The 20787-nt window shown below is 66.8% G+C and carries 20 protein-coding genes; 11 read left to right on the plus strand and 9 right to left on the minus strand.

The features are described 5' to 3' along the window. Window positions 1-192 precede the first annotated feature (192 nt). Complete coding sequence (locus tag NP4_RS16050) at window positions 193-552, plus strand: DUF4254 domain-containing protein (RefSeq protein ID WP_062510387.1); 360 nt, start codon at window positions 193-195, stop codon at window positions 550-552. Between the two features lie 439 nt (window positions 553-991). Here NP4_RS16050 and NP4_RS16055 read toward each other — a convergent pair whose 3' ends face one another. The 6 genes from NP4_RS16055 to NP4_RS16080 all read right to left on the minus strand — a co-directional run bounded on the left by NP4_RS16055 (window position 992) and on the right by NP4_RS16080 (window position 6978). Then, window positions 992-1789: an ABC transporter permease gene (locus tag NP4_RS16055; protein ID WP_067998446.1), complete on the minus strand. Its 798-nt coding sequence runs from the start codon at window positions 1787-1789 to the stop codon at window positions 992-994. Between the two features lie 3 nt (window positions 1790-1792). Beyond that, window positions 1793-2686, minus strand: coding sequence for a 2-aminoethylphosphonate ABC transporter permease subunit (locus NP4_RS16060; protein WP_174556135.1), 894 nt, complete (start codon window positions 2684-2686; stop codon window positions 1793-1795). 199 nt (window positions 2687-2885) lie between these two features. Continuing rightward, the gene (locus NP4_RS16065; RefSeq protein WP_067998448.1) at window positions 2886-4043 is read right to left on the minus strand and encodes an ABC transporter ATP-binding protein; all 1158 of its coding nucleotides are present in this window, start codon (window positions 4041-4043) and stop codon (window positions 2886-2888) included. A gap of 23 nt (window positions 4044-4066) precedes the next feature. Beyond that, window positions 4067-5125, minus strand: coding sequence for a 2-aminoethylphosphonate ABC transporter substrate-binding protein (locus NP4_RS16070; RefSeq protein WP_114755737.1), 1059 nt, complete (start codon window positions 5123-5125; stop codon window positions 4067-4069). Between the two features lie 48 nt (window positions 5126-5173). Further along, window positions 5174-5815, minus strand: a complete 642-nt coding sequence (locus tag NP4_RS16075) for a phosphonatase-like hydrolase (protein WP_067998600.1) — start codon at window positions 5813-5815, stop codon at window positions 5174-5176. Window positions 5816-5862: 47 nt separating this feature from the next. Next, window positions 5863-6978, minus strand: a complete 1116-nt coding sequence (locus NP4_RS16080) for a TIGR03364 family FAD-dependent oxidoreductase (RefSeq protein WP_067998603.1) — start codon at window positions 6976-6978, stop codon at window positions 5863-5865. Window positions 6979-7075: 97 nt separating this feature from the next. On the opposite strand from NP4_RS16080, the gene NP4_RS16085 reads away from it, so the two are divergent. The 5 genes from NP4_RS16085 (at window position 7076) to NP4_RS16105 (ending at window position 12609) form a co-directional block, all read left to right on the plus strand. Beyond that, entirely contained in the window at window positions 7076-7780 is a 705-nt protein-coding gene (locus NP4_RS16085) for a GntR family transcriptional regulator (protein WP_067998450.1), read from the plus strand. Between the two features lie 190 nt (window positions 7781-7970). Beyond that, on the plus strand, window positions 7971-8366 hold the full coding sequence (locus tag NP4_RS16090; protein WP_067998451.1) for a cupin domain-containing protein: 396 nt from the start codon (window positions 7971-7973) through the stop codon (window positions 8364-8366). Between the two features lie 6 nt (window positions 8367-8372). Beyond that, entirely contained in the window at window positions 8373-9398 is a 1026-nt protein-coding gene (locus NP4_RS16095) for a radical SAM protein (RefSeq protein ID WP_067998453.1), read from the plus strand. After that, window positions 9395-10495, plus strand: coding sequence for a glycosyltransferase family 4 protein (locus NP4_RS16100; RefSeq protein WP_067998455.1), 1101 nt, complete (start codon window positions 9395-9397; stop codon window positions 10493-10495). Before NP4_RS16095 ends, NP4_RS16100 begins: the two co-directional genes overlap by 4 nt. 14 nt (window positions 10496-10509) lie before the next feature. Beyond that, window positions 10510-12609: an NB-ARC domain-containing protein gene (locus NP4_RS16105; RefSeq protein WP_067998458.1), complete on the plus strand. Its 2100-nt coding sequence runs from the start codon at window positions 10510-10512 to the stop codon at window positions 12607-12609. Window positions 12610-12668: 59 nt separating this feature from the next. Here the strand turns inward: NP4_RS16105 and NP4_RS16110 are convergent, their stop codons facing one another. Further along, the gene (locus NP4_RS16110) at window positions 12669-13208 is read right to left on the minus strand and encodes a DUF8020 domain-containing protein (protein WP_067998460.1); all 540 of its coding nucleotides are present in this window, start codon (window positions 13206-13208) and stop codon (window positions 12669-12671) included. A gap of 142 nt (window positions 13209-13350) precedes the next feature. Next, window positions 13351-14358 (minus strand): LLM class flavin-dependent oxidoreductase, encoded by a 1008-nt coding sequence (locus tag NP4_RS16115; RefSeq protein WP_067998462.1) that lies wholly within the window; start codon window positions 14356-14358, stop codon window positions 13351-13353. A 77-nt stretch (window positions 14359-14435) separates the two neighbouring features. On the opposite strand from NP4_RS16115, the gene map reads away from it, so the two are divergent. The 3 genes from map (at window position 14436) to NP4_RS16130 (ending at window position 17598) form a co-directional block, all read left to right on the plus strand. Continuing rightward, a complete protein-coding gene (map, locus tag NP4_RS16120; RefSeq protein ID WP_067998464.1) occupies window positions 14436-15299 on the plus strand; it encodes a type I methionyl aminopeptidase in 864 nt (287 codons plus the stop codon). Between the two features lie 131 nt (window positions 15300-15430). Further along, window positions 15431-16993: a cobyric acid synthase gene (locus NP4_RS16125; protein WP_067998466.1), complete on the plus strand. Its 1563-nt coding sequence runs from the start codon at window positions 15431-15433 to the stop codon at window positions 16991-16993. A 41-nt stretch (window positions 16994-17034) separates the two neighbouring features. Further along, window positions 17035-17598: a hypothetical protein gene (locus NP4_RS16130; RefSeq protein WP_067998468.1), complete on the plus strand. Its 564-nt coding sequence runs from the start codon at window positions 17035-17037 to the stop codon at window positions 17596-17598. Window positions 17599-17602: 4 nt separating this feature from the next. Here NP4_RS16130 and NP4_RS16135 read toward each other — a convergent pair whose 3' ends face one another. Continuing rightward, window positions 17603-18631 (minus strand): alpha/beta hydrolase, encoded by a 1029-nt coding sequence (locus NP4_RS16135; protein WP_067998470.1) that lies wholly within the window; start codon window positions 18629-18631, stop codon window positions 17603-17605. A gap of 191 nt (window positions 18632-18822) precedes the next feature. Between NP4_RS16135 and mqo the strand changes: the two genes are divergently transcribed. Both mqo and NP4_RS16145 read left to right on the plus strand, forming a co-directional pair. Next, the gene (gene mqo, locus NP4_RS16140) at window positions 18823-20316 is read left to right on the plus strand and encodes a malate dehydrogenase (quinone) (protein ID WP_067998472.1); all 1494 of its coding nucleotides are present in this window, start codon (window positions 18823-18825) and stop codon (window positions 20314-20316) included. 21 nt (window positions 20317-20337) lie between these two features. Continuing rightward, entirely contained in the window at window positions 20338-20787 is a 450-nt protein-coding gene (locus NP4_RS16145; RefSeq protein WP_067998474.1) for a GNAT family N-acetyltransferase, read from the plus strand.

Consider the following 20787-nt stretch of genomic DNA (forward strand, 5'->3'; position numbering starts at 1 on the left):
CGCTTAGTTGTGAACCACCGATCCGTAGACCGGTACATCTGAATCCCGGAGACCAATCATGTTGGTGCGATTAGTGTTGCAGTCGGGTGCGTGCGGGGAGCGGCGATGACCACCATGTCGATAGCCGGCGTGCTGCCGACTGCTCCGCAGTTGCTGTGCGCGTTTCAAGGTCGTCGATTCGAGGATCGAGCGCTGTTGCGCTCGGCCCGGGCGCTCGCCGAACTGCATGCTCGCCGTGTGCAGGTGCGCGACCCGATCATGGTCGCCGAGATCGATTGCCGGCGCGGTGAACTCGTTGACGACATCAATGATTGGGTGGAGCAGGAGATGCCTCAGCACAGAAACGGGGCATCGCTGCACACCGAGAGCCTGGGGGCGGTCGTTGATCGCATGGCCCGGAGCTGGGTGGACGCCAATCAGGCGATCGACCGGCACGGTCCGCGCAGCGACAACACCCATAAACACTGGTATCACCTGGCCGAACTGGTCGACGGTTACACTGATCTCGTAATCGACGTGGCCGGAGGCCGCCGCCGTTTACCCGAGCAGTGATCATTGCTCGAGCGGAGACGTCGCCCGAGCGAGGTGCCATCCCATCGATGGCGCGCTCGAGCCATGACGTTGCCCGCCAAGACGGCGGGCGCAACGGGGCGCCCCGCCCGGCGTGCCGCGCGGTCGACTGGCGCGGCACGCTCGTTCTTCCCCGACCGAATGTGCGCCGGGGGTAAGGAATCCCGCCCGACCGGAACAAGGAAAACGCGATCCGGTCGGGCATGACCCGGTTGAGCGTGAGAATCGTGGTCTGGTTGGGCGCGGGAATCGTGGTCTGGTCGGGAGCCGGAAATCGTGGGCCGGTCAGGCACGGGAAATTGTGGCGTGGACGGGTGCGGAATCGTGGCCCGGTCAGGCGTGGGAATCGTGGCATGGTCGGGTTCTGCCGCGAGGTTTTGAATGTCGGTTGGGCGCAGGTGTTTACGGTCGGCCGGAGTTGTTATCTCAGTGCGGCTCTGCTGCGGATGCGGCCCAGGAGTAGTAGGGCCACAAGGGTGACTGCGACCAGGACTGTTGTGCTGGCTGCGGCGTCGAATACCTCGCCTCTGTCGGTTGCGCCGAAGATGGTGATCGGCAGGGTTTTCCAGGTTGCGGGGTAGACCATGATAGTTGCGCCGAGTTCTCCCATGGAGAGGGCGATGGATAGGCCCGCGGCCGCGCCCAGGGCGGGGAGCAGTAGGGGCAGGGTGATGCGGAACAGGACTCGGGCCGGGCCGGCGCCCAGGGATTCGGCGGCCTGGCGGTAGGCGGGGTCCAGGCGGTCGAGGGCCGCGGAGACCGAGCTGAAGGCGTAGGCGAGGACCAGGACCGAATGGGCCACGATCACAATCCATTTGGTGCCGCCCAGTAGTAGCGGGCGTTCGTTGAACGCGATCAGGACGCCCAGGCCGATCGCCACCGATGGGACCGCGACGGGTAGGTGGAATATCGCGTCGGTGATGCGACGCCACCAGTCCGGCGCCTCCCGCGCGGCCAGGGCCGCCCAGGTGCCGAGAATCAGCGCGACCGCTCCGGCCAGTAGGGCGGTCTGCAGGCTCACCGACAGGCTCGCGGCCTCGTCGCCGGAGAGCGCGCGCCCGAAATTGGCGAAGCCTAGATCCGAGGGCAGCGGGCCGGTCCAGTGCCCGGCCAGCGCCGCGGCGATCACCGTCGCGATCGGCGCGGCGAATACGATCAGCACGATCAGTGCGAAGACGGCCAACACCAGCGCGCGGCCGCGTCGGGTCCACACCAGCACGACTCAGCCCTCCTTCCGAATCCTGGTGAACCAGGCGAAGATCAGCCGATAGGACACATACAGGGTCAGCGACAACAGCACCTGTACCGACGCGAGCACCGCCGCGCCCGGTAGGTCGAAGGTGACGATGCCGCGGGTATAGATCAGCGCGGGCAGGGTGATCACGCCCTTTGCGCCGGTGAACAGCACGATGCCGAATTCGTTGAGCGTCAACAGCAATACCAGGCTGCCGCCCGCCGCCAGCGTGGGCCACGCCTCCGGCAGTACCACCTGCCGCAGCACCCGCCAGGGCGACGCGCCCAGACTCGCCGCCACATCCAACTGCTCGCGCGGCAACTGCGCGAAGGCGGCCAGCAGCGGCCGGACCACGAACGGTGTGAAGTATGTGACCTCGGCCAGGATCACACCGGTCGGCGTGGTGAGGAAATCCACTGCGGGGGAGTGATTTCCACTGATCCGCGCGATGAGCGCGTTCACCGCGCCCGCCGTGCCGTAGAGGAAGGTGAAGGCGAGGGTGATCAGAAACGACGGCAGCGTCAGCACGGTATCGATCAACCGCCCCATCACCCCCGACCCGGGAAACGGCACGAAGGCCAGTACCACCGCGATGAAGGTCCCGAGCGCCAGACAGCCGGCCGTCGAGCACACCGCGATGGACACCGTGCGCCACAACGCATCCCGGAACGCCCGCGACCCGAGCACCTCGCCCCATACCGACCCGTGCCCCGGCCGAGTCCGCGCCGACTCGCCCAGCACCCGGATGATCGGATAGACCGCGATCAACGCCACCACCGCGAGCGGCGGCAGCGACCAGAGGATCGGCCGCCAGTTGCGCTGTGCGGCAGGCCGTTCCGGAGGCTCGGTCAGCGCCGGTTCGAGAACCGCCGTCACGCTCATACTCGACCACCTCTGCTGCGGACCGAATCGGTTGCCTGCCTGAACGATCCGTCGCAGGTCCGCGTGGATGGCGGATCGAACAGATGCCGGGAGAGGTTGGTCGCGTATTCGATGTGTGGACCCGGCGTGCGCCGAGGAGCCGGATCGGTCGATCGCCTGGCAGCCGTGCCCGACGTGGGCTGGACGCTCGGGTTGCGGATCATGATCCCTCCCCGACGGCGGCCGGGATCAAAACCCCCGCGGTGTCAGGGAATCGCACGCCGACGACCGCGCCGACCGCGGTGTCCGCATGGCCCGGGACGTCGACGGTCAGTTCGGTGGGCAGACCGTTGACATCGAGTCGCAGGCGGGTCGACGAACCCCGCCAGACCGAGGCGAGCACCGTCGCGGGGATGGCCTCGCGGTCGCTGGTAGTGCCGATGCGGATCGTATGGGGGCGTACGCAGAGCAGACCCTCCACACCGGGAGTCCAATCCAGTTGGCCGATACCGGGAGTGGGGGCCTCGGCGCGCAGCGTGCGGATGCCGACGGTGACCAGGGCGATGGCGCCGGAGACGTGTTCGACCCTGCACGGCAGCAGATTCGCGCCGCCGAGGAAGGCGGCGGTGAACGAGCTGGGCGGACGTCGCCACAGGTTCTCGGCGGTATCGATGTCGACCAGGCGGGCGTCGCGCATGACCGCGATGCGATCGGCCAGCGCGAGCGCCTCGGATTGATCGTGGGTGACGTACAGCATCGCGGTGTCGGGCAAAGCCTTTCGCAGCTGCTGCAGTTCGGCGAGCATGGACTGGCGCAGCTGGGCGTCGAGGGCCGCGAGCGGCTCGTCGAGCAGCAGCACCTTGGGGCGGATGGCCAGGGCGCGGGCGATCGCGACGCGCTGCTGCTGACCGCCGGACAGCTCCCGCGGCAGCCGCTCGGCGTAGGCGGCCATGCCGACCATCTCCAACGCCTCGATGACGCGGTCGCGAATCTCGCCGCGCCGCACGCGATGTGCCTTCAGGCCGAAGGCGACATTGTCGCGCACGCGCATATGGGGAAACAGGGCGTAGGACTGGACCACCACGCCGATACCGCGCTTGGCGGGGGACAGGTCGGTGACGTCGCGTCCGGCCAGCCGCACCGCGCCCGAGGTGGGCCGGACGAATCCGGCCAGCGCCTTGAGCGCGGTCGACTTACCGGAACCACTGGGCCCCAGTAGCGCAACCGTTTCGCCGGCGGCCACGCGCAGGGTGAAATCGGTCAGCGCGACGGTGGTCTTGCGGCCGCGGCCGTAGCGGACGCCGACGCGATCGAAGACGATCGCGGTCTGGCCGTCGGCGGCGCCGGTGACCGAGACGGAGGTCGTCGGTGCGGACATGGTTGCGCTCCTGGGGTTTTCGATCAGCTTCCGGTGGCCTTCTGGTAGGCGGCGACGTCGCTGTCCAGCTCGTCGAGCACCTTGTTCCAGTCCGGGTTCACCACGGTGACGTCCTTCAGATAGGCCGCCGGGGATACGGCGCCCGCGGGCGCGGGGGCATCCTTCAGATCCGTGCGCACCGGCACCGCCATGGCGTCGGGACCGAGGGTCTTCTGCACATCGGCCGAAAGCAGGTACTCCATCAGCTTCTTCGCCGCGTCCCTGTGCGGCGCGCCCTTGGCCAGGCCCATGACGTAGGGCACGGCGACGGTGCTGCGCTTGCCGTCGGCGGTGGTGGGGAAGAAGACGCTGAACTTGGAGGACTTCTCCTTGATATTGGCCAGGTTCATCTGCACATCGCCGTTGGCGACGAGCAATTCGCCATTGTCCACCTTCGGCTGCAGCTTGCCGGTCGAGGAGGACGGTCCGACATTGTTGGCCTGCAGCTTGCCCAGATAGTCCAGCGCGCCCTGCTTGCCGTAGAGCTGCTGCAACAGGATCAACACGGCCGTGCCGTCACCGGCCTGCCCCGGGGTGGAGTACTGGATCTTGCCCTTGAATTCCGGCTTCAGCAGGTCGTCCCAGGTGAGCTTGGAGCTGTCGATCGACGGATTCGCGATGAAGGACAGGTAGTTTCCGGCCAGGGTGACGTACTTGCCGCCCGCGTCCTTGTCGGTGGCGGCCACCGCGCCGGTGTCCACTCCGCTGTCCTGCAGCAGCCCGGACTTGTTGGCCTTCTGGATGAACGGCGGCAGTGTGACGACGATATCGGCCTGCGGATTCGACTGTTCCTTGTCGACCCGGTTGACGACCTCGCCGGAACCGGCCTCCACGTAGTTCACGTCGATCCCGGTCTGCTCCTTGAACTTCTTGAACTGGGTCTTGTACCAGTCGCCGACGCCGTCGGCGGAGTACACGGTGACGGTCTTGCCGTCGGAGGAGGTGGCGCCGGTGCCGCCGCAGGCCGCGGCGGTGAGGGCCACGGCGACGGCCGAGGCCACGACGACCGTGGTGCGTGCGAGGCGCAGGGTCGGAATACGCACGATTACAGCAACTTTCGTGTGGTGCGGAGGATGGATCGAAGGGACGGGTTACAGGGAGGTCAACAGGTTCGGGAAGTCGGCGACCGAGGCCACGATGTGGGTGGCGCCCGCGGCGCGCAGCTGTTCCTCGGTGTGCGCGCCGGTCAAAGTTCCGGCGACGACGCGCGCGCCCGCCGCGATACCGGACGCGATATCGCTGGTGGTGTCGCCGAGTACGGCCACGCGGTCGACGGCGTCGATATTCAGGCGCAGCAGCGCGGTCAGGACGAGATCCGGATACGGGCGGCCGCGGCCGGCCTGGGACGGGGCCAGGGTCAGATCGGCGATATCGTGCCAGCCCAAGGCGTCGAGCAGCTTGTCCTGGGTGGTGCGGCTGAAGCCGGTGGTGAGCGCCACCTTGATACCGGCCGCGCGCAGCGCCGTGATCGCCTCGGCCGCACCGGGAATCGCGGTGGCCTCGGCGGCGAATTCGTCGTAGGCGGTCTCGAAGGTGCGGTTGGCCAGTTGGGCGCGATCCTCGTCGCCGAACAGGGCGCGGAAAACGGTGATCTTGGACTGGCCCATGGTGTCGAGGACGTAGGTGCGGGCCGCCGCGCGGTCGGGTCCGCCCTCGGGCAGTCCGGCGGCGGTCGCGGCGGCGTCGAAGGCGCGCAGCACCAGGCCGCCGTCGGCGACGGTGGTTCCGGCCATATCCAGTACGGCCAGCTCGATCTGCTTGTCGGACACGATCTTTCCTCTCACAGGTTCAGCAGGTCGGCGGTTTCCTCGCCGAGGGCGGGGCCGAGGGTCATACCGCGGCCGCCCGCGCCGGTGATCACCCAGACGTCGTCGGCGGCCTGCGCGCGGGTCACGATCGCGGTGGGATCGATGCTCTGGCTGTAGACCCCGGCCCAGCGGCGCACGACCGTGGGCAGTTTGCGGCCCAGTAGTTCCTCGGCCACGGCGGTGAGGTGCTCATAGGGCGCCTCGTCGACATCGAAGGCGAACGGTTCGTCGTATTCGTGGGTGTCGCCGATGGTGAGCCCGCCGTGCAGGCGCTGCACGCACAGCAGCTGCATCTTGTGCCGCGCGGCGGTGAAAGCTTGGGACTCCTCGCGATTGAGCCGCTCGAGTTCCGGGCCCGCGAACCCGGGGTAGTAGCGGAAGCTGTCGCCGTCGGCGACCGCGGTGGTGAGCGATTCGCCCAGGGGAGCGGTCTGCATCATCTGCAGGCGCACGCGGCGAACGGGAATGTCGCCCACCAGTTCTCGGGTCAGGCCGGTGTGCGCCGCGCCCGGGCACACCAGCACCAGATCGGCCTCGAAGCGGCGGCCGCGGTCGTCGATCACGGCCGTGCCGGTGACGGTGCGGGCCTCGGCTCCGGCGTAGAAGCTGTAGCGGCCGGTAGCCTCCATATGGGCGCGCAGCGCGGGCATGGCCTGGCGCGACTCCACCGCGGCGTCGTTCGAACAGTGCAGGCCCGCAAGGAATTTGCCGCGCAGGGCCGGGTTGAGCGCGCGGACGCGGTCCGGATCGAGCAGTTCGAAGCCGCGTTCGGCGGCGGTCGGTCCGGCCGCGGCGGCCTCGGCGACGGCCAGTTCGGCCTCGGTGCGCACCAGGGTGATCGATCCGGCCGGTCGGAACCCGACGCCCGGAACGCGGCCGCCGATCTCCTCCCAGAGCATTCGGGAGCGCAGTGTGATCGCCAATTCCGCCGCGCTGCGGCCGGAGACCCAGACCAGACCGAAATTGCGGACGGTGGCGCCGCGGGCCTCGGTCTCCCGCTCCAACTGCACGACCTCGTGACCGCGACCGATGGCGGCGAAGGCGTGGGCGGTGCCGAGGATGCCGCCGCCGATGATGACCAAACGCATGGTCAGCATCATGGGCAATGGTCTAGACCGTAGGGTGTGTCATACACGAACGCAGGGTTAACAATTGGTATAGACCAATCTCGGGTACGCTGTCGGCATGGAGGTGACGCGGCTACCGAAGGCCTATCGGGTGCGTACACAGATCGAGCGCATCATCGACGAATTGGCCGAGGGCGATCCGGTGCCCTCGGAGCGGGAGCTGGCGAGCCGATTCGAGGTGGCGCGCGAGACGGTGCGCCAAGCCCTGCGAGACCTGTTGGTGGAGGGGCGGATTCGCCGTCAGGGTCGGGGTACGGTGGTGTCGCGCCCGAAGATGGTGCAGCCGCTGTCGCTGCGGTCCTATACCGAGGCGGCGCTGAGCCTGGGGCGCAAACCCGGCCGCGTGCTGGTCGGCTGGGAGGATGTGGCCGCGGACAGCGAGACCGCCGACGCGCTCGATCTCGAACCCGGCGCCCAGGTCATGCATCTGGAGCGGATCCTGCTGGCCGACGGTGAGAAGATCGGTCTGGAGAGCACATTCCTGCCGCTGGATCGTTTCGGTCGGCTGCGCGACACCTATGACCCCACCACCTCGCTCTACGCGGCGCTGCGCGCGGCCGGGGTGGATTTCGGTTCCGCGCGCGAGCGTATCCAGACCGTCCTGGCCTCGCCGCGCGAGGCCGCGCTGCTGGAATGTACGACGGCGCTGCCGATGATCCTGCTGCATCGGCGCACGCTCGATATCGAGGATCGGCCCGTGGAGCGGGTCCGCTCGCTGTATCGCGGTGATCGCATAGCGTTCGAAGCGCAACTTGTCAGCTGACCGAATACATTGCGCCGGTTGACAATTGGTTTGCCGCCCGATGATAATGGGATGAATACGCTCGTCTTCGCGTCGAAATGGAACGGGCGTGTTCCACTGATCGGTTGATCATCTTCGTGAACCACGGACTACGTAGTGCGGTGTGGGGTATTCGGCTCAGCGAATCACTGTCGACGCGGAAAGGTGCGTGATGGACGACAAGAAGAAGATGTCTTTCGTCGGAACGGTGGACGACTTCCGTCAACGCAAAGGCTGGTTCTTCGGTGCGTTCATGGACGAGCCGCTACTCGAGAGCGATCTCGTCGAGGTCGCGTGGCAACGGCTGCCCGATGTGACGCCGAATCCGGAACAGGCCCACTATCATCGGCAAACCGTCGAGATCAACATCCTGCTGCGGGGTTGGCTGAAGCTGTCGATCGACGGCGTCGAACATACCCTCCGGGCCGGTCAGTTCTATGTCATCTGGCCGGAATCCGTCGTCTCCGACATTTCGACCGGTCCGGATGCCGAACTCATCGTGGTCCGGGCGCCGAGCATTCCGTCGGACAAGATCTCGGTGAATCCGCCGCGACATAGCGAGGAGTAGTCGAATATGCTCATCACCGTTCGTGATCCGGTGCGTAGGGCCGCGGTACGCGAGGAATTCCGGGCGGATGTGGAACGGTTGCAACGCGGGTTGGATGCGCACCGCGCCTTCGAGACCGACATCTATGTCACCAACACATGCAATCTGCGTTGCAATTACTGCTACTTCTATTTCGAGGACTACTTCGCCGAACCCTCGCATCACGCGCGCGAGAACGTCTCCCTCGATACGCTGCGCGCCCTGGCCGATCAGCTGTCCGGGCACACCTACTGCGTGGTCGTACTCGGCGGAGAGCCGTTCAGCCGCAGGGATTTCGGCGATCTGCTGACCCATATGCGGGCGCTGGACATTCCGTCGATCCGGGTCAGCACCAACGGTCTGCTGTTGCGGCGCAACAAACATCTGCTCCCGCTCGTGGACACCCTGACGGTGAGTATCGATGCCATGCGAATCCGGCAGTATCCGAAGCAGATGGCCCGGCTGCTCGACGATCTGCGGGCGCTGCGGCAGGAGTTCGGCGCCGACCTGCCGACGGTGGTGCCGTCCTGGACCACGGCGTCCAACGACGATTTCGACCGGGATGTGGTTCCGCTGCTGGACTTCTGCGTCGAGAACGCGTTCATCATGAAGTTCCTGCCGCTGAAGCACGATCAGCACTCCGACTGGGCCAAGGAGCGCGAGATGGCGCTGCGCGCGGTCGAATACGCCGGGCGCGAGTACGTAACCAACGACCGCCGCCACTCCGAACAGCTCAGCGACGCATTCACGCAGTCGAACTGCCTGGTCCGGGGCAATCAGTTCTATCTGGATTTCGAGGGTAACTTCCTGTATCCGTGCGACGAGTACGCGGACCAGAAGGTCGGCTCGCTCCTGGAACACAGCATCGACGAACTCGTCGCGCGCGGCCGCGAACGCTACGGCGAATTCCCCGTGCGGGATTCGGTCTGCGCGCACTGCCCTTCGGGCTGTCATTCCGACAACTCCTACATCCTGCGGCATCCGGAGCGGCAGCTGGAGTGGTTCGGCGAGTGACTCGCATACTGCTGGTCAATCACACACCGCTCGACGGTTCCGGCAGTGGGACGTATACGGCCAATCTGCGTCGCATCCTGACCGCGCACGGTCACCGAGTCGCGGTGCTGTGTCCCGAATCGGGAGATATGCCGGTGGCGCTGCCGTTCGAGCGGTTTCCGACCTTCACCGGGCATCCGCGAAGTTCGCTGACCTACGCCGAATTACGTCCGGAACAGTTGTCGGCGCTGGTCGAGGCATGGGCGGCGAATATCGACGACGCGGTGGCGCGGTTCCGGCCGGATATCGTTCACGTGCAGCATATCTGGATTCCGCTCGAGGCGGCCTTGCGATCGGGACCGCCGGTGGTCGCGACCTGTCACGGCTCGGAGATCGGATTGCTGAGCAAGCGTGCGGCGGCGGGGGATCGGGCGCTGGCGGATGAGAATCTGCCGCCGATCATCTGCGTCTCCGAATACGTCGCCGCGCGATTGCGGCGGGAATGCGCGATCGACGCGTCCCGGCTGATCCTGTTGCCGAATGCCTACGACGACAGTCTGTTCCGACCGCGGGCCGATCGTGGAATGCGCGACCGCCGTATCGGTTTCGTCAGCAGACTGGTCAGATACAAACGGGTCGATTTCTTTCTCGAACTCGCCGATCGCCTGTGCGCCGTCGGTGTGGCGCGGGAATTCCTGATCGTCGGCGACGGGCCGGATCGGCGTCGGTCCATCGCGCTCGCGCGGGAATGCCGGGGCGCGGTGGAATTCCTCGGGGCGGTGCCGCACGCACGGATGCCCGAAGTCTATGGCGCGCTGGATGTTCTGGTCGCCTGTGCCGTCGACGAACCCTTCGGGCTGACGGCGGTCGAGGCGGCGGCGTGCGGGACGCCGGTGGTGGTGCCGAGATCGGGCGGGCTCGGGGAGTTGGAACGAGCTCCGCACATACTCGGTTTCGAGCCGGAGGATCCGGGCTCGGCGCAGGCCGCGGTGGTCGCGGCGCTATCGGGCTCGCATGCCGGTCGGCGGGCCCGCGCCGGATATATCGGGCGCACCTATGGTTCGGCGCGATATGCGTTGGCCCTGAACGAGATCTACGACCGCGCGCGACGGCATTAGGTTAGCGTTACGGGATGGGATGGTCGGCGATCATATCCATATCCGGCAGTATCGCCGGTGTTCTCGCCGTGTTGTATGTCGCGATCATCGGGCAGATTCCGTTGGTGAGCTGGTGGCAGGATCGCCGCGCGCGTCCGACTCTGCGGCAGGTGGCCCACAATCTGCCGCAGCCTCTACACAACGGTTTCGTCGATCGACAGCGGGAGCTCGAGGCGCTGCTGCGGGAGCTGACCGCGCCGACGCATCCGGTGGTCGCGATCGTGGGATTCGGCGGGGTGGGCAAGACGACGCTGGCGCTCGAGGCGGTCGGGCGGCTGCTGCGGCTGGCCGACAGCGGCCGCACACCCTATGACGCGTTCATCTGGTGTTCGGCCCAGCAGCACGAACTGTTGCCGACCGGCATCGTGCGCAGGCGTTCGGCGGCACAGTCGATCGCGGATGTGTTCCGGGCGATCGCGATCACCCTGGATCGGCGTGAGATATTGCAGGCGCCGCTGGCCGAACGGGAAGATCTCGTCCGAATGTTGTTGAGCCGGCGCAGAGCGCTGCTGGTGGTCGACAACATCGAGACCCTCGACAACGAGACGATTTTTTCGTTCCTGCGTGGCATCCCCAGTCCCACAAGGGTTCTGGTAACCACTCGCCCGGCGCTGGGCTGGGCATTCGAGATCCGGATCGGAGAGTTCGGTTCGACCGATACGGCGACGCTGGTCGCGAAGGAACTCGAGGCGAAGGGGCTGACGCCCTCGCAGGCGCTGGAGCGGCGGATCTACGAGAGTACGGGCGGGGTGGCGCTGGCCGCGGTGTGGAGTGTCGGACAGGTCGCGCACGGATTCGATCCGGAATCGCTGCCGCACACCGTGGCCAATCCGAGGGGAGACGTCGTGGAATTCACCTTCGCGAGCGCGATAGTCGGCATCCGCGGGCAGGACGGCTATCGACTGCTCATCGCCATATCCCTGTTTCCGGCGAGTGTCGCGCGGGCCACCGCGATCGAAGTCGCCGGATTGGACGCAGCCGGCGGGAGCGCGGCGACGCGGGAGCTGTTGCAGCTGTCTCTGGTGCGGCTGACCGAGGACCGCTTCAGCATCCTGCCGTTGACCCGGCGGTTCATCGCCGCCGAAGTGGCCGCGGCGCCGCGACTTTCGATCGAGCTCAAGGGGCGGATGACTCGATTGCTGATCGACTTCGTCGAGGGTGCGCTGGGGACCGACTATTGGGCGCCGATCACCGCGTGGCTGTCCAACGAGACCATCGAACGCGAAATCGACGCGATACTGCAGTGTCTGAGTTGGGCGGTGGCCGAGCGCAATCACGAGGCGGTACTGCGGTTGGGCGGTCCGTTGGTTCATCATCTGTGGCGAATCGGAATGGTCGACGAGCGGCGCGCGGTATCGGAATGGTGTATCGCGGCGGCCCATGAACTGCATCGCGCCGAATGGGAGGTGTGGCTGCTGGTCGACGGTGTCGGGTACATCTACCTGACCCGACGGCAGGACGATCTCGCCTCGGGCGTATTCGATCGGGCGCGGGCGTTGGCGAGTGCGGAGTCGCTCGATGACGGTGTGGCGCTGGCTATCGCGTATCAGGTGCAGCTCGACGCGCGGCGCGAGCGGGGGCGTGATCATGCGGCGGAACTCGAGCGGGCCGAGGCGTTGGCCGAACTGCCGCCGGTTCGCGCGCGTATCCGGGCGGTGCGGGCCTATGTGGCGGTGCTCGACCAGCAGTGGCGAACCGCGGCGCGCATGTATCGCGATGTCGTCGAGATGCGCAGGGGCAGTGATGGTTACGAGCCGCCCACACAGTTCGCGCTGTACGGGCTGATGCTGGCGATGGGGGAATCGCCGCGGGAGGCGCGGGTCGTACTCGAACGGTCCCGCGAACATCCTCGTCCGACCCTCGAGGGCAGGGCGTATACGAATTTCGGACGCGCCTACCTCGCGTACGGCAATGGCAGGCCCCGGCGGGCGGCACGGCTGGCCTCCGAGGCGCTGGTGGATCTGCGGTCGATGGGCACCCTGGATCTGGAACCGGAGATCGAGCGGTTCCTCGCCCGGATCCGGCCGTGGAGTCCGGGCAATGTGGCCCGCTTCGTCCGCTCGATGCGTCGATGAGCGCACGGATACGAGCCGGACGACTGCCGTCCGGCCCGAATCCGTTCCGGGGGAAGTGGTTACGACACCGCGCCGACGAAACCGCCGATGGCGGCTCCGATCGCGCAGCCGATGATCGCGCCGACGAGGAAGAACCAGATGCCGATAAGGACTCCCACGACGCAGCCGACCACCGCGCCCGCGAGAATGGCTCCGCCGCCGCCGGTTTGGTGCATGAACGGCACCGACTGCGAGCTGAGCGCCGCGGAGGTCGGGCCGCCGTTCGGGGTGAGGGTCAATTCGGTGTCACTGGCCAATGTCGGCGTGACCGAAAGGGTTCGCCCGGCGTCGACGCGCAGTGTGGTTGGAATCGCGCCGACGACCGTGCCGTCATCGGCGACCACCTGGACCGCGTCGGGTGTTACGACGAATTTGCCGGAGGCCAAGGTGACCAGGGCATTCGAATGATCGGCCGCGAGTGTGGTCGTGTAACCGACCGAGCCGTCCGTTGCGCTGAGGGTGGTGTCGGCGAGCTGCGCCTCTCCGTGCGCGGTCGCCAATGTGATTGTGGTGGCCGCTATCGCGAGTGCCGCGGTCGCCACCAACTTCCTGATGTACATGGTCTTTCCGATCGTGCGGGGGTTCCTGTGACGTTCCCCCGACGAACGGCGCTGGACGATCATCATGCGCCCGTGTTCCCGATCTTGTCCATTGGGTGTTTCAGCAGTTCGAATCGGGTTTTCGGTCGGATTCGGACACCCCTCAGCGGACCTGCGGAGCCACCTTCTCGCCCAGCAGTTCGATGCTGTGCAGGACCTTGTCGTGGGGCAGGGTGCCCACGCTCGGATGCAGCATGAAGCGGTCCAGGCTCAGGGTGTCGCGGATGTCGGCGATCTTCTCCGCGACGTAGTCGGGGGTGCCGACGAACAGCGAGCCCTGTGGGGAGCGCAGCGCCTGGAATTGCGCGTGGGTCATCGCGCCCCAGCCGCGTTCGCGGCCCAGGCCGCTCATGGCGGTGGCGTAGGGCTCGTAGAAGTCGGCGATCGCCTGCTCGTCGGTATCGGCGATGTAGCCGTGTGCGTGCACCGCGATCGGTTGCGGCTCGTGGCCGCCCTGTTCGAGCGCGCGGTGATACAGATCGACCAGCGGGCGGAAGCGGGCCGGTTGGCCGCCGATGATCGCGATGGCCAGCGGCAGACCCAGCAGTCCGGCGCGGGCGACCGACTCCGGGGAGCCGCCGACCGCGATCCACACCGGCAGCGGGCGATCGGTGCGGGGATGGACGATCGCGTCGTGCAGTGCGGGGCGGAAGCGGCCGGACCAGCTCACCGGTTCGTCGTCGCGGATACGCAGCAGCAGGGCGAGTTTCTCGTCGAACAGGTCGTCGTAGTCGGTGAGGTCGTAACCGAACAGCGGAAAGCTCTCGGTGAACGAGCCGCGGCCCGCCATCAGTTCGGCGCGACCGTTCGAGACCAGGTCCAGCGTCGCGAACTGCTGATACAGCCGGACCGGATCGTCGGAGCTCAGCACGCTCACCGCGCTGGTCAATCGGATGCGTTCGGTGCGGCCCGCGATGGCCGCCAGTACGACCGCGGGGGACGAGGCGGCGAAATCGGCGCGGTGATGTTCGCCCACGCCGTAGACGTCCAAGCCCACGCGTTCGGTGGTCACGGCCTCCTCGATCACCTCGCGCAGGCGTTCGCCCGGGCTCGGTGCGGGGCGATCGGCGACGGCGTGGCGTTCGGCGAAGGTGGTCAGTCCCAGTTCCATATCCGCTTAAACGGACCACGGTCCGGATAAATTCCCCGGTCCTCGGTGAGTCGGTCGCTGCGGATACGCTTGGTGGCATGTCTGTCCGCACCCGCCAGCCGCTCGTCCCCGGAACCCTCTCGCCGACCCGCGAGGTCCCGCGCGCGATCGAGCGTCCGGAGTATGCCTGGAAGAAGACCGTCAACGAGGGCAGCGAGCCGTGGGTGCAGACGCCGGAGACGATCGAGAAGATGCGCCTGGCGGGCAAGCTGGCCGCGCAGGCGCTCGAGGAGGCGGGTAAGGCCGTCGCGCCGGGTGTCACGACCGATGAGTTGGACCGGATCGTGCACGAGTATCTGTGCGATCACAACGCGTATCCGTCGACGCTGGGCTACAAGGGTTTTCCCAAGTCCTGCTGCACCTCGCTGAACGAGGTGATCTGCCACGGCATTCCGGATTCGACGGTTATCGAGGACGGCGACATCGTCAATATCGACGTCACCGCCTACATCGACGGCGTGCACGGCGATACCAATGCCACCTTCCTGTCCGGCGATGTGGACGAGGAGGCGCGGCTGCTGGTCGAGCGCACTCGCGAGGCGACCATGCGGGCCATCAAGGCGGTGCGACCGGGCCGGGCGCTCAATGTGATCGGGCGGGTCATCGAGTCCTACGCCAATCGCTTCGGCTACGGCGTGGTCCGCGACTTCACCGGCCACGGCGTCGGCCCGACCTTCCACAGCGGTCTGGTCATCCTGCACTACGACCAGCCCGCCATCGAATCGGTCATCGAACCCGGTATGACCTTCACCATCGAACCGATGATCAACCTCGGCGGTATCGACTACGACATCTGGGACGACGGCTGGACCGTGGTCACCAAGGACCGCAAGTGGACCGCCCAATTCGAGCACACCCTGGTGGTCACCGACGACGGCGCAGAGATCCTCACCCTGCCGTGACGGGCGCCCGCCCCGCGGATCCTCCCGATGCCGAGCTACGGCATTCTCCCGATTCGCCGCTGTGGTTCACCTCTGCCTCGGGGGTGCCGTTCTCCTCTGCCTCGGGGGTGCCGTTCTCCTCTGTCCCGGGGGTGCCGTTCTCCTCTGTCCCCGAGCCGAAGGCGAGGGGTGCCCTGCTGATCGCAGGCACCACCTCCGATGCGGGCAAAAGCGTTGTCGTGGCCGGGATCTGCCGGATGTTGGCGCGGCGGGGGGTGCGGGTGGCGCCGTTCAAGGCGCAGAACATGTCGAACAATTCGGTGGTGACGCTCGATGGCGGGGAGATCGGGCGGGCGCAGGCGTTGCAGGCGCGGGCCTGTGGGCTGGAGCCGAGCGTGCGATTCAATCCGGTGTTGTTGAAGCCGGGCAGTGATCGGCGTTCGCAACTGGTGGTGCGGGGGCGGGCGGTGGATACCGTGGGCGCGGCGGATTACTTCCGGCATCGGGAGCGGCTGCGGGATGTGGTGGCGGCCGAATTGGCCTCGCTGCGTGACGAATTCGATGTGGTGATCTGCGAAGGGGCGGGCTCGCCCGCCGAGATCAATTTGCGGGCAACCGATCTGGCGAATATGGGTTTGGCGCGGGCGGCACGGCTGCCCGTGGTGCTGGTCGGTGACATCGATCGCGGTGGGGTGCTGGCCCATCTGTTCGGAACGGTCGCGATCCTCGAACCCGAAGATCAGCAATTGATCTCGGGCTTCATCGTCAACAAGTTCCGCGGTGACGTCGATCTGCTGCGGCCGGGACTCGATCAGCTGACCGCCCTGACCGGACGACCCACCCTCGGCGTGCTGCCGTACGCCGAGGAACTGTGGATCGACGCCGAGGACTCCCTCGGCACCGTCGCCGACGCCCCCGTCGGCCGTCCGCGCCCGCCGATCGGCCGGGAGTGGTTGACCGTGGCCGCGATTCGGCTGCCCCGCATCTCCAACTCCACCGATGTCGAGGCTCTGGCCTGCGAACCCGGTGTCGCGGTGCGCTGGGTCACCGAGCCGTCGCGCCTGATCGACGCCGATCTGGTGGTCCTGCCCGGCACCAAGGCCACGGTGAGCGATCTGGAATGGTTGCGCCGCACCGGAATCGCCGACGCCCTTGTCGCCCGCGCCGCCGCGAACCGTCCGATCCTCGGCATCTGCGGCGGCTACCAGATGCTCGGCCGCCGCATCCTCGACCGGGTCGAATCCCGGGCGGGCGAGGTCGCGGGCCTCGGCCTGCTCGACCTCGACATCGAATTCGCCGACCCGAAGATCCTGCGCCGCGCCGAAGGCCACGGCCCCCACGCGATCCCCGTGCACGGCTATGAAATCCACCACGGCCGAGTCCAGCGCACCACGGACCCACCCTGGCTCACCCTCGACGGCGTTCCCGAGGGCAGCGCCCGCGTCCCCGTCTGGGGCACTCACCTACACGGCCTCCTGGAAGCCGACGAATTCCGCCGCACCTGGCTGCGCGAGGTAGCCGCCCACGCGGGCCGCACCGGCTTCACCGTCGCTGCCGACACCTCGGTCACCGCCACCCGCACCGAACAACTGGACCTGCTGGCCGACCTCGTGGAAAAAAACCTCGACCTCGACCACCTGCACCGTCTGATCACCCAGGGCGCGCCGATGGGTTTGCGGACACTCTCGGTGACCGGGTCGAATGGTGTTCAGTGACACGCGGTCCGGGGCGGGGGTGCGGTGTAGCGTGGGGCGGCATGGAAGATCGGCGGATCGCGGTGGGAGACCGCGAGTGGACCGTGCGAGTCGGCGGTCCGCAGTCTCGCCATACGGTGCTGTTGTTGCCCGATGCCGGTAATCCGGCCGATGTGTACGACGCCGTGAGCGCTCGGCTGCACAATTCGGATCTGCGGACGATCGCGGTGGAGACGGTCGAGGGACTGGACGCGGCGGCGGTGTACGCGATTCTCGACGAGCTCGAGGTGCCGTGGGCCAATGTGGTCGGCTGTGGCGCCGGGGCCGAGTTGGCGTGGCAGCTGTGTTCGCGTGGGTTCGGGCGATTCATCGGGCTGGTGGCGGCAGGTCGCGGGCATCCAGCCGCGCCGGGGGCCGACGGCAGCGTCGCGGATGCGAGCTGTCCGGCGGTGGAGATTCCGACCACGGTGGTGGCCACCAAGCAGCTGCCGTGGGCCGTGGCCGAGGGCTCGGCGCGGTATGTCTACGGCGAATTCCGGGTCGCGCAGGTCGATGTCGGCGACCCGGCCACCGAGGCCGACAGCGAACTGGCCACCGAGATCGTCCTGCGCACCGGACTGTGGTGAGTTCCTAACTCGATTTGGCGAGGAACACCGCCAGCCAGTCGAGCCAGGCGTCCAGTTCCTCGAACGCTTTGTCACGCACCGCGGGTGCGGACAGGAATACGTCGTGGCGAGCGCCCTCGATCGGCACGATCGAGGTCCGGTCGCCCAGGCAGCCCGACCAGCGCTGGATCTGGCGCACATCGAGCACGACATCGGAGACGTCCGCGGCCGGGCCGTACTGGCGCATGAACTTGGTCACTTTCGACCGCAGCACCAGCGTCGGCAGGCCCACATCCAGCCCGCGCTGCAATTGCGCGTGACCCTGCCGGATCGCGCGCAGCCAGCCGAAATGCACCGGGAAACCGGTCAGCGGCTTCCAGTCCAGGTTGTAGTCCCATTCGCCGGACGCGGTGCGATGCAGGCTGGAGCCATAGGTGGACACATCGCCGCCCGGCAGCCGCGACATCGAGCGCAACTTGCCCAGGCCGTTGATGAGCGCGGTGCCGATGCCGCGGTAGTAGGACGGACCCTGCAGATCGAACCACGGACTGTTCAACACCAGACCCGTGAGCTCGTGCGCCGCAACGCCTTCGGACCGATTGAGCCGATCGAGCCACAGCGAGCTCACCAAGCCGCCGGTGGAGTGGGCCAGGATCAGCACCGGCAGCTTGGTCTCCTTGCGCACGATCTCGAGGGCGCGATTGAGTTCGGCGTCGTAGAGCGCGAGATCGGTGACGTAGTGCGCGGTCTGCCCGGGCCGCCGCGAGCGGCCGCACTTGCGCAGATCCAGGGCATAGAAGCGATGTCCGCGCGCGGCCATGTGCTCGGCCACATGCTTGTGGAAGAAGTAGTCGGTGAATCCGTGCAGGTACAGAACGGCGCTGTGCGCGGTGTCGTCGGTTTCGGCGAGATGGCGCACCAGCGTCGCCTCGACCGTGCCCTCACCGTCGGGATCGGGACCCAACGGAATGGTCAGCTGTTCGTAGTCCGCACCCAGCACATCCGGCTGCCAGGTCCCGGTATTCGTGCGGGTGACCTGCGTTTCGTTCGTCACAGCTCCACGATATTCGACCCGCTCGGGGTCGGCATCGCCGAGCCGAATCCGTCACATCCGGGGTTGTCGTCTTCGGAAACGGGCATGGCCAGGGGCAGAATCAGGTTGAAGTGAACGGCGGGTAACCTTCCCGCTGAAGTTGCTGACCCGCGCAGGACAAGGAAGTCGAACACGCCGTGCCGAACGCTGCGATGACTGAAAAGACCGATGTAGTCCTCATCGGTGCCGGCATCATGAGTGCCACCCTGGGCGCACTGCTTCGGCAGCTGCAGCCGGACTGGTCCATCACCATGTTCGAGCGTATGGACGCGGCCGCGCCGGAGAGCAGCGACCCGTGGAACAACGCCGGCACCGGGCACTCCGCGCTGTGCGAACTGAACTACACCCCGCAGAACGCCGACGGTTCCGTCGACATCTCCAAGGCGATCGATATCAACGAGCGCTTCCAGGTGTCGCGGCAGTTCTGGGCCTACGGGGTGGAGAACGGCGTCCTGGGCGACCCGTCGCAGTTCATCAACCCCATTCCGCATGTGAGCTTCGTGCACGGCGCGGACAACGTGGACTATCTGCGCAAGCGCTACGAGGCGCTGTCACGCCATCCGCTGTTCGACACCATGCAGTACATCGACACGCCCGACGAATTCGCGCGGCGACTACCGCTGATGGCCAAGGGCCGCGACTACTCCGATCCGGTCGCGCTGAACTGGACCGACGGCGGCACCGATATCGACTTCGGCTCGCTGACCAAGCAGCTGCTGGCCTATCTGGGCCGGGCCGGGGTGAACATCGGCTTCGGCAACGCGGTGCGCGATCTGTCCAAGCAGTCCGACGGCAGCTGGAACGTCAAGGTGCGCAACACTCGCACCGGCCGTGACCGCACGGTCAACGCGAAGTTCGTCTTCGTGGGCGCGGGCGGCTACGCGCTGCCGCTGCTGCAGAAGTCCGGCATCAAGGAGATGGCCGGAATCGGCGGGTTCCCGGTGAGCGGGCTGTTCCTGCGCTGCACCAATCCGGACCTGATCGAGCAGCACGAGGCCAAGGTCTACGGCAAGGCCGCGGTGGGCGCGCCCCCGATGTCGGTGCCGCACTTGGACACCCGTGTCATCAACGGCAATCGCGGCCTGCTGTTCGGCCCGTACGCCGGTTGGACGCCGAAGTTCCTCAAGGACGGCAAGAACTCCGATCTGTTCAAGTCGGTCAAGCCGAACAACATCTTCTCGATGATCGGCGTCGGCCTCACCGAGATGAGCCTGACCAAGTACCTGATCTCGGAGCTGCTGAAGTCGCCGAGCGGCCGGGTGAACTCCCTCGAGGAGTTCGTCCCGCGCGCCGACGGCCACGACTGGGAGCTGATCACCGCCGGACAGCGCGTGCAGGTCATCCGCCGCAAGGGTGCGGGCGGCGTACTCGAGTTCGGCACCGCGGTGATTGCCGCGCAGGACGGGTCGATCGCGGGTTTGCTCGGCGCGTCCCCGGGCGCGTCCACCGGTGTCAGCGCCATGGTCGATGTGTTGCAGCGCTGCTTCCCCGGCGAGTACGCCGGTTGGGCCCCGAAGCTGAAGGAAATGGTGCCGTCGCTGGGTGTGAAGTTGTCGGAGAATCAGGCGCTGTATCACGAGGTCTGGGACTGGACGAACAAGGCTCTGCATCTGACCGACAACACGTCCGCTCTGGCGCCGAACTGATCTTTGTGATAGCAAGACGCGATGATGTCAACGGTTGCACTCAAAAGGTCGTGGGCCGCGGATCTGGATACCGCGACCCTTTACAAGCTGTTGAAACTGCGCGTCGAGGTGTTCGTCGTCGAGCAGAAGTGCGCGTATCCGGAATTGGACGGATTGGATCTGTCGGCTGAGACCCGGCACTTCTGGCTCGACGACGAGGGCGAGATCATCTCCACCCTGCGTCTGCTCGAGGAGCACAACGACGGTGTGAAGTCGTTCCGTATCGGCCGCCTGTGCACCTCGGTCGAGGCGCGCGGGCACGGCTACACCACCCGCCTGCTGCAGGCAGCCCTCGCTGAAACCGGTTCTGCCACCGTGCGTTTGAACGCCCAGACCTATCTGGTCGACATGTACACCAAGCACGGTTTCAAGACCGACGGCGAGGAGTACGTCGAGGACGGAATCCCGCACATTCCGATGCGGCGCGGCTGA

Source organism: Nocardia pseudobrasiliensis NBRC 108224, from assembly GCF_001613105.1.
Lineage (GTDB): Bacteria > Actinomycetota > Actinomycetes > Mycobacteriales > Mycobacteriaceae > Nocardia > Nocardia pseudobrasiliensis.

What these genes read in the sequence shown, in the direction of transcription:
- NP4_RS16060 (WP_174556135.1), bottom strand. Translation starts at nt 2,686, where the DNA reads ATGAGCGTGACGGCGGTTCTCGAACCGGCGCTGACCGAGCCTCCGGAA.
- NP4_RS16065 (WP_067998448.1), bottom strand. Translation starts at nt 4,043, where the DNA reads ATGTCCGCACCGACGACCTCCGTCTCGGTCACCGGCGCCGCCGACGGC.
- NP4_RS16075 (WP_067998600.1), bottom strand. Translation starts at nt 5,815, where the DNA reads ATGGCCGGAACCACCGTCGCCGACGGCGGCCTGGTGCTGCGCGCCTTC.
- NP4_RS16080 (WP_067998603.1), bottom strand. Translation starts at nt 6,978, where the DNA reads ATGCGTTTGGTCATCATCGGCGGCGGCATCCTCGGCACCGCCCACGCC.
- NP4_RS16085 (WP_067998450.1), top strand. Translation starts at nt 7,076, where the DNA reads ATGGAGGTGACGCGGCTACCGAAGGCCTATCGGGTGCGTACACAGATC.
- NP4_RS16090 (WP_067998451.1), top strand. Translation starts at nt 7,971, where the DNA reads ATGGACGACAAGAAGAAGATGTCTTTCGTCGGAACGGTGGACGACTTC.
- NP4_RS16095 (WP_067998453.1), top strand. Translation starts at nt 8,373, where the DNA reads ATGCTCATCACCGTTCGTGATCCGGTGCGTAGGGCCGCGGTACGCGAG.
- NP4_RS16105 (WP_067998458.1), top strand. Translation starts at nt 10,510, where the DNA reads ATGGGATGGTCGGCGATCATATCCATATCCGGCAGTATCGCCGGTGTT.
- NP4_RS16110 (WP_067998460.1), bottom strand. Translation starts at nt 13,208, where the DNA reads ATGTACATCAGGAAGTTGGTGGCGACCGCGGCACTCGCGATAGCGGCC.
- NP4_RS16115 (WP_067998462.1), bottom strand. Translation starts at nt 14,358, where the DNA reads ATGGAACTGGGACTGACCACCTTCGCCGAACGCCACGCCGTCGCCGAT.
- map (WP_067998464.1), top strand. Translation starts at nt 14,436, where the DNA reads ATGTCTGTCCGCACCCGCCAGCCGCTCGTCCCCGGAACCCTCTCGCCG.
- NP4_RS16130 (WP_067998468.1), top strand. Translation starts at nt 17,035, where the DNA reads ATGGAAGATCGGCGGATCGCGGTGGGAGACCGCGAGTGGACCGTGCGA.
- mqo (WP_067998472.1), top strand. Translation starts at nt 18,823, where the DNA reads ATGACTGAAAAGACCGATGTAGTCCTCATCGGTGCCGGCATCATGAGT.
- NP4_RS16145 (WP_067998474.1), top strand. Translation starts at nt 20,338, where the DNA reads ATGATGTCAACGGTTGCACTCAAAAGGTCGTGGGCCGCGGATCTGGAT.